The organism is Thalassobacillus sp. B23F22_16, from assembly GCF_043496955.1.
GTDB lineage: Bacteria > Bacillota > Bacilli > Bacillales > Halobacillaceae > Thalassobacillus > Thalassobacillus devorans_A.
Genome location: NZ_JBIEKD010000019.1, coordinates 60108 through 68546, shown reverse-complemented (window position 1 = coordinate 68546; position 8439 = coordinate 60108). Strand labels below are relative to the sequence as shown.

6 protein-coding genes and 1 other RNA gene are annotated in these 8439 nt (G+C 41.8%); 3 read left to right on the top strand and 4 right to left on the bottom strand.

Features of this window, described 5'->3' with window-relative positions; genetic code table 11:
- Nucleotides 1-161: 161 nt before the first annotated feature.
- A complete protein-coding gene (gene ilvD / locus ACGTNI_RS14675; RefSeq protein ID WP_394463551.1) occupies nt 162-1856 on the bottom strand; it encodes a dihydroxy-acid dehydratase in 1695 nt (564 codons plus the stop codon).
- Nucleotides 1857-2163: 307 nt separating this feature from the next.
- Between ilvD and murB the strand changes: the two genes are divergently transcribed.
- The gene (murB, locus tag ACGTNI_RS14670; protein WP_394463550.1) at nt 2164-3084 is read left to right on the top strand and encodes a UDP-N-acetylmuramate dehydrogenase; all 921 of its coding nucleotides are present in this window, start codon (nt 2164-2166) and stop codon (nt 3082-3084) included.
- A 743-nt stretch (nt 3085-3827) separates the two neighbouring features.
- The gene (gene katA / locus ACGTNI_RS14665) at nt 3828-5285 is read left to right on the top strand and encodes a catalase KatA (RefSeq protein ID WP_394463549.1); all 1458 of its coding nucleotides are present in this window, start codon (nt 3828-3830) and stop codon (nt 5283-5285) included.
- Nucleotides 5286-5369: 84 nt separating this feature from the next.
- On the opposite strand, the gene ACGTNI_RS14660 is transcribed toward katA, so the two are convergent.
- On the bottom strand, nt 5370-6341 hold the full coding sequence (locus ACGTNI_RS14660) for a cation diffusion facilitator family transporter (RefSeq protein ID WP_394463548.1): 972 nt from the start codon (nt 6339-6341) through the stop codon (nt 5370-5372).
- Nucleotides 6342-6532: 191 nt separating this feature from the next.
- Here ACGTNI_RS14660 and ACGTNI_RS14655 point away from each other — a divergent pair, with 191 nt between their 5' ends.
- Nucleotides 6533-6940 (top strand): hypothetical protein, encoded by a 408-nt coding sequence (locus tag ACGTNI_RS14655; protein WP_394463547.1) that lies wholly within the window; start codon nt 6533-6535, stop codon nt 6938-6940.
- A gap of 385 nt (nt 6941-7325) precedes the next feature.
- Here ACGTNI_RS14655 and ssrA read toward each other — a convergent pair.
- Nucleotides 7326-7666: a transfer-messenger RNA gene (gene ssrA, locus ACGTNI_RS14650) on the bottom strand.
- A 125-nt stretch (nt 7667-7791) separates the two neighbouring features.
- Nucleotides 7792-8253, bottom strand: a complete 462-nt coding sequence (gene smpB / locus ACGTNI_RS14645; protein ID WP_062441071.1) for an SsrA-binding protein SmpB — start codon at nt 8251-8253, stop codon at nt 7792-7794.
- Nucleotides 8254-8439: the final 186 nt, after the last annotated feature.

Here is an 8439-nt window from a genome sequence, read left to right as displayed (position 1 = left end):
CCTCCAGCTTCCTTCAGATTCCAGGTCGTCCCAGACACCCTTGCCTTCAGCTAACGGTTACAATGACCTTCACCGCTCGGGACTTGAACCCTAAAGCGTGCGCACATGCCGGGCACACACAAAAAAAGAGTCAGCCTTTGGGGCTGACCCTTATCCTATATTCAATCGAGTTCCAAATCTGTTACTGCCCCTTTTGCTGAAGATGATACCAGACGGGCATATTTGGCAAGTACACCTGTCTTGTGTTTCAGTTCCGGGCGTTGCCATTCATCTTGGCGACGTTCAAATTCTTCTTTCGTTATACCAACATTGATTTCCTGGGTTTCACTGTCAATCGTGATGGTGTCGCCTTCTTTCAACAAACCAATCGGACCGCCGACAACGGCTTCTGGGGATACATGTCCAATTACAAACCCATGTGATCCACCGGAGAATCTGCCATCTGTCATTAGGGCGACCTTGCCTCCCAGCCCTCTTCCAATAATCATGGATGTAATAGAAAGCATTTCTGGCATTCCTGGCCCTCCTTTTGGACCAACGTTACGGATTACCAGGACATCCCCTTCTTTAATTTCTCCACCTTCAATTGCTTTAGTCGCGTCTGCTTCACTATCATAAACTCGCGCTGGTCCTTCAAAACGGCTGATTTTCAAACCAGACATTTTAGCAACTGCTCCTTCTGGGGCCAGGTTCCCGCGCAGAACGACAAGTGGCCCTTCCGGCTTAATCGGGCTGTCAAGCGGAAGAATTACTTGTTGTCCTTCTTTCAGTGATGGTGCTTCTTCCAGGTTTTCTGCTACTGTTTTACCAGTCACTGTCAAACAATCACCATGAAGCAGTCCATGCTCATGAAGCAGTTTCATAACAGCCGGTACGCCTCCTGCTTCATACAGATCCTGCATCACATATTTACCGCTTGGTTTCATATCTGCAATAAATGGTACCTTTTTCCTTACCCGTTCGAAGTCGTCTAAGGAAAGATCGACTCCTGCAGAATGAGCCATGGCGGTTAAATGTAAGAGCGCATTTGTAGAACCACCAAGTGCCATGACAACGGTAATGGCATTTTCAAATGCTTCTTTTGTCATGATATCCCGTGGATAAATTTCTTTCTCGAGTAGTTCAACTACCATTTCTCCTGCTTGTCGGCACTCCTGTTCCTTATAATCGTTAACAGCAGGTGTGGAGGAAGAACCCGGGATACTCATTCCTAAAGCTTCTACGGCAGAAGCCATCGTGTTGGCGGTATACATCCCGCCGCAGGCTCCAGCCCCCGGACAGGCATTACATTCTACTCTATGAAGCTGTTCTTCATTGATTGTGCCTTCCTGATACTGCCCGACTGCTTCAAAGGAAGAAACAATATCAATATCTTTTCCATCCAGTTTACCCGGCTGGATTGTGCCCCCATATACATATACGGATGGGATGTTCATTCTTCCAATCGCCATGACACATGCAGGCGTTGTCTTGTCACAACCTCCGATGGCTACGACGCCATCAAGCCGTTCAGCGTTCGTCACCGTTTCGATTGAATCCGCAATGACTTCCCGGCTAGGTAAAGAATAATGCATTCCTTCATGTCCCATGGCAATCCCATCGGAAACAGTAATGGTATTAAAAATCATTGGAGCTCCACCATTATCTGAAGCTCCGCTCTTTGCTTCTCTGGCAAGCCGGTCGATATGTACGTTACAAGGAGTAACTTCACTCCACGTACTGGCGATGCCGATCATCGGTTTTTGAAAATCTTCATCTTGAAATCCTACCGCTCTTAACATGGAACGGTTCGGTACCCTATTAACGCCTTCACTGATTACTTTACTTCGTATGCGTAAGTCTTTTTTGTTTTCCATCAGCTACACCTTCCTACTCCTTTATTTACGCCAGGCGCTCAGCCTGAATCTTTGACTATTATTATGTAATGATACTAATTTGTCGCCTGCTACGCAATGAGTTTTCTGAATATATCAAGTTTTTACAAAATAAAAGCGCTTTCTTTATTGTTATAAAGCATATCAGAAAAATTTTGACATTTGTTTGAATAAAATAGAGAAGGGTACTGCATGTAACCTGCTTGTAACTTCACCTATGTATGGCTCATATGCTAATATATTAGAATGACTGGTGACGAACAGAATATTTTTAATGGGAATGATGGGTATGGACAATAAAGAAAAAATTTACAATAAATTAATGGACATTGTAAAAGAAGAAAATGTAAAAGTTGATGAAATGCTGCGAGACCATTTATATACCAGACTTGGCGGCAAAGCTGACTTCTTTATTACACCAACTACTTACGAAGAGATACAGAATGTAGTCAAATTTTCCAAGGAAGAAGATGTCCCTTTTACATTGCTGGGGAATGGTTCCAACTTGATCATCAAGGATGGAGGCATACGTGGTATAGTTATTAACCTGAAGCATCTTGATAAAATTTCTTCTGAAGGGAATACAGTGGTAGCCCAAAGTGGAGCGCGAATTATCGATGCTTCATATTACGCGTTGGAGCAGCACTTATCGGGGCTTGAGTTTGCCTGTGGAATCCCCGGAACCGTCGGAGGCGCTTTATATATGAATGCAGGAGCCTATGGCGGGGAAATCAAAGATGTTCTGGATTATGCTTACGTAGTTGATAAAGAAGGAAATCTTGTTAAACGGCTTGCTTCAGAGCTGGATTTAGATTACCGAACAAGTAATATCCCAGATAATGGAGACATTGTCGTAGAAGCAACCTTCAACCTGAAACCAGGTAATTATGAAGATATCAAAGCCGTAATGGACGATCTGACATACAAAAGAGAATCAAAGCAGCCCCTGGAGTACCCTTCATGCGGAAGCGTTTTTAAACGACCGCCAGGATATTTTGCCGGCAAACTGATCCAGGACAGCAAACTGCAAGGAACAAACATCGGAGGAGCTGAAGTCTCCACAAAGCATGCCGGGTTTATCGTCAACAAAAATAATGCCACTACATCGGACTATATTGCTTTAATTGAACATGTCCAAAAAACCGTCAAAGAAAAGTTCGGAGTTGATCTCGAACGCGAAGTACGGATTATCGGTGAAGATGACGAATAACCATCACTGCACATCAATAGATGTGCAGTTTTTATATAGTTTAAGAAAGAGGATGAAAGAATAAGAAAAGACAAAGGCTTTCCCCATACGTTCTTGACTACAAACCAGTTTTTTTAATTTTCTTTTCGCCATTTCCCTGCAAATGTATGTATTTATCAACTTGACCCGACAGAAATTCATCAAGGTTCGACAAAAATAACCCTTCCTGACTCGATTCTTGTAACAATTTTTATTGTTTAAGTCTCCAGGAAAAGCGGTATAAGCTACTATACATTAAATTAACAGTTTATGGTTTCCCATCATCAGAATCTTTCTTCATGATATTTCACATTAATAAGGAGAGAAAAGTCATGAAAATCAAGGTACGTAGTTGGCAGATGTTAACGAGGCAAGATAAACTGTTTATTTTGAAAGCTGTCAGTCAACGGTCCAGGGTGATGAAAAGTGCTTAATTATAAAGAAAATAAAATCAATAGATACAGCTATCCAATACCTATACTATCTTGAACTTTCGTGATCAACCACAAGTTGTCACGGAAGTTTTTTTATGTCTTCCCTCTTATTGCATATTTCTTACTTTCAAGTTTAAGTATGCGACATGTCTGCAATTAAACTACTACTAACTCCTTAATCTTTAAACAAATAGTTAATTTATAATAATTATAAAAAGATATTGATTTTTCTTTGATAAGTGTTATCATTGTGTTAGGTAGTGAAAATACTTATTATGAGGTGGTACTTTTATGAGCAGTAATAAAAATAAATTAACAACAAGCTGGGGAGCTCCCGTTGGAGATAATCAAAATTCTATTACAGCAGGTTCTCGCGGCCCTACTCTGATCCAGGATGTCCACTTGCTGGAAAAACTGGCCCACTTCAACAGAGAACGAGTACCTGAACGTGTAGTGCACGCAAAAGGTGCAGGCGCGCATGGTTACTTTGAAGTCACTAATGATGTATCGAAATATACGAAAGCTGACTTTTTGTCTGAAGTAGGTAAACGCACTCCGTTATTTGTACGTTTCTCCACAGTCGCAGGAGAAAATGGCTCCGCTGATTCTGTTCGTGACCCAAGGGGATTTGCAGTAAAGTTCTATACAGAAGAAGGCAACTATGATCTCGTCGGTAACAACACACCAGTGTTCTTTATCTGTGATGCGATCAAGTTCCCTGATTTCATTCATACACAGAAACGTCATCCGAAAACGCACCTGAAGAACCCGAATGCAGTATGGGACTTCTGGTCATTGTCTCCTGAATCACTGCACCAGGTTACCATTTTAATGTCTGATCGCGGCATCCCTGCTACATTCCGCCATATGAACGGTTTTGGCAGCCACACATTTAAATGGACAAACGCAGATGGAGACGGCGTGTGGGTGAAATATCATTTCAAAACTGAACAAGGCATCAAGAATCTAACAGAAGAAGCAGGAACAAAAATCGCCGGGGAAAACCCTGATTACCATACAGAAGACCTGTTTAATGCTATTGAAAAAGGCGACTATCCAGCATGGAAACTATATGTCCAAATCATGCCGCTCGAAGATGCCGATACTTACCGTTTTGATCCATTCGATGTCACTAAAGTGTGGTCTCAAAAAGACTATCCATTGATCGAAGTCGGACGAATGGTATTGAACAAAAATCCAGAGAACTATTTTGCAGAAGTGGAACAGGCTACCTTCTCTCCTGGTACACTGGTTCCTGGTATTGATGTCTCGCCTGACAAAATGCTGCAAGGGCGCTTGTTCGCCTACCATGATGCTCATCGGTACCGCGTGGGAGCCAACCATCATGCCTTACCAATCAACCGGGCTCGAAATGAAGTAAACAATTATCAGCGTGACGGTCAAATGCGTTTTGATGACAACGGCGGTGGTTCTGTCTATTACGAACCCAACAGTGCTGGCGGACCCGCTGAGAATCCTGAGGACAAACAAGCAACCTATCCTGTGTCAGGTGTAGCAGAAAGCGTAGCTTATGACCATAATGACCACTACTCACAGGCAGGGGATCTGTATCGCCTGATGTCTGAAGAAGAGCGCACACGCCTCATATCCAATATTGTTGGTGCAATGGAGCCAGTGGAAAGCGATGAAATTAAACAACGGCAAATCGAGCATTTCTATAAGGCAGACCCTGAATATGGTCAGCGGGTTGCAGAAGGACTAGGTTTGTCTGTAAAACAGGAAGTATGACAAGGGGCTATCCATTCTCAATTAAATAATGGTTATTATCATTTAAAAGGAGATTCTCTATAAGTGAGAATCTCCTTTGTTCATTTATTTATTCTCTTTATCCTCCACTTCCCAGTTTTGGATCTTATCTGTTTCAATAATTCCGATGACTACATCATCTACATCAGGATCCTCCAAAACGCTGTCCCTTACCCTGTATTTGATATCATCCGCTTCTGCTAACGTCATTCCACCTCTTAACTCGATAGCACCATCAACATGGTAATCATCTCCCTCACGAATGATACGAAGCCTCTTGATGTCCTCGACATCCTTATCGGCAAGTATGAGGGAAGCAATCCTATTTTCTACAATTTCCGGGGCAGCAGCACCAATCAACCCCATTGTGTTTTCATAACCAAGCATTAATGCGATGATGATCAGCAACACACCAATCAGAATTGTTCCGATTCCATCCAGTATATATAAGCCAGTAAAGTGAGCTAAAACCACGGATATTAGTGCCAAAACCGCTCCTGAAGTAGCTATAATGTCTTCATAAAAAACAAGCTTTGTTGGCGGGGCTGCATATTTGACATTTTTGAATGATGCAGCAATTATCTGCATGCCCGAAGCATCCACACGCGATTCTTTAACCACTTCTTTCATTGCTTTAATTAAAATGAAACCATCGACGGCGATGGATGCAACTAGAATCAATACGTTTAGCCAAAAGCTTGTCGATGCCTTCGGGTGCTGGATGATTTCCCATCCCTTTAAGATCGTTTCATAGGCCATGATGCCAATGATAATGACAGCTAACAGCACAAATAAATTGACCACCCGTCCGAAGCCGGTAGGGAACCGCTTGGTCGGCTCTTTTTCAGCAAGGGCGCTGCCAAAGTAAACAAGTCCCTGGTTAGTTGCATCAGCGATGGAATGGATGGCAGTAGCCATCATAGCACCACTTCCACTTACTGCTGCCGCTATGCTTTTGATGATCGCAAGTCCGGTATTCCCAAGCGCGGCTACACCGGAAGACTTGTTCCCTTTTTTCAAAAGTTCGAGAAAAGCCATATGTTCATCTCCTCTTGAAGATAGATAAAATTCTTCATGATCTTTTTATTATTTACCTTAACTGACTGATAATGCATCCCCATCCTCCTAGTAAAATAATGATGCTACTGAAAAACTGTAATAATATTGCTCATTACCGTATAATAAAAACAAGAACATTAGTTCCCGTTAAGATCAAGGGAGGAAACAATATGAAAGCTTGGGAAGCAGCCTACATGGCAGGGATAATTGATGGAGAAAGAAGTATCACTTTAACCAGAATCCATAAAAATGAGCATAGAAGACCCTGCATTACCATTTCTTCCACTGATAAAGAACTTCTCACTTATCTACAAGCCTTAGGTGGGGGAATAATTATTAATAAAAAAAATTACAAACCGGATAAACATTTAAATTCCTATACCCTAAACATTAAGGTAAAAACCGATGTATTAACGGTTTTAAAGAATGTTCATACATTTCTACGAGTTGACCGGAAACGTAAGCGAGCATTATTGATATTAGAACAATACGAGCTTGTAACAGTAAGGAACGGAAAGTATTCTAAAGAGGCATTAAAGAGGAAATTATCTTTTGAGGAGGAATTTTTTCAACTCTGATTTAACCAAAAAGTACTGTTGAGACTTGAGTATTTCTAAACTTATACTTTATTTAAGCATAAAAAATAGACCAGCTAATGCTGATCTACTACGTAGTTTGATGGAGACGGTGGGACATGTGCTTCCATGCTTTCGTCATGGCACTGACTATATCTTGAACCTGTTCATACAGGTTCTCTGGCGTTTTATGTGAACTTTGGATTTCCTTAAGGAGAGAGTTCACATCCTAGTACTACCACTGCAAAATGGCAGCCTATAAGTCGATACACGGCTGTTGGATTACTCCACATACCGCTCGGTATTGCCTTATCACCAAAAGTGACTTAGGTTTCACCGATAAAGCCAGATTTTCACTTATGTGTCACCACATAAGGCGACTATTAACTAATCGAACCCACGTCCAGAGATATCGGCACTCAGGCTTCTACAAGCGTAGTCGGTATATTGTGCTTCGCTACCTGTTCAGCCTACCAACAGGCTTCCCAGGCGCTAGCCTGATTAGTCTCTTCGTTTCTCCTCAGGCGGTGAAGAAACGCGTAGTCCGCTTAAGTTTGGGACCCTTCTATCTGGCACACGGACAATGCCAGGAAGGATCAGCTCAAGTCAGCTTACGCTGCTAGAGCTAGGTTATCGTTAGATTCGCCAGTTATATTTAGGCAAATGACGTTTTACGAGTCGTCGCCTCGACTTGCAACCTGAGCTCGACCTATCCCTGTCGAATCCGTAACGTCCCCGTTAGGATTAAATAGGCAAGCTATTATTTAATTGTGCTTGTTGTCTTCATCGACAACTACTATTATAACACATCACAACTCATGTTCAAATAAGATGCCTGCCAGCATTTCCATCATTTAGTATCTCTCTTTCAATGCCCGATCGATGTCCCGCTTCATCTGTTTCTCTTTCAATACCTGACGTTTATCGTATTTCTTCTTACCTTTACCTAGGCCAAGCAACACTTTTGCTACGCCATTTTTAATGTATATCTTTAATGGGACTAAAGAATAGCCTTCTTGCTGGGTCGCACCGATCAAACGATCGATTTCTTTGCGATGCAGCAGCAGTTTCCTTGTCCGAGTTGGTTCATGATTATATCTATTCCCTTGTTCATAAGGAGAAATATGCATGTTATGGAGAAATACTTCCCCTTTACGAATGGTTGCAAAACTGTCTTTCAGGTTGACCCGCTTTGCACGGATTGATTTAATTTCTGTACCCTGCAGAACCATGCCGGCTTCGAAAGTTTCTTCTATAAAATAGTCATGACTGGCTTTTCTGTTTTGTGCGATTGCATTTCCTTTTCCTTTAGGCATAATGGTTCCTCCTCTATTTGCCGTGAAGATTATTGTACCAAAAAAGCAAAGATAATCCAATTAAACAGGCATCGTTATAGACAATTACAATTAGCATATGAGATTATATTTTTGGAAATTTCTTTTAGAAAGACTTGCTTATCACCAAGTATTTATGGTGAGAGCCTAGTTTTTCTTATACTTTAA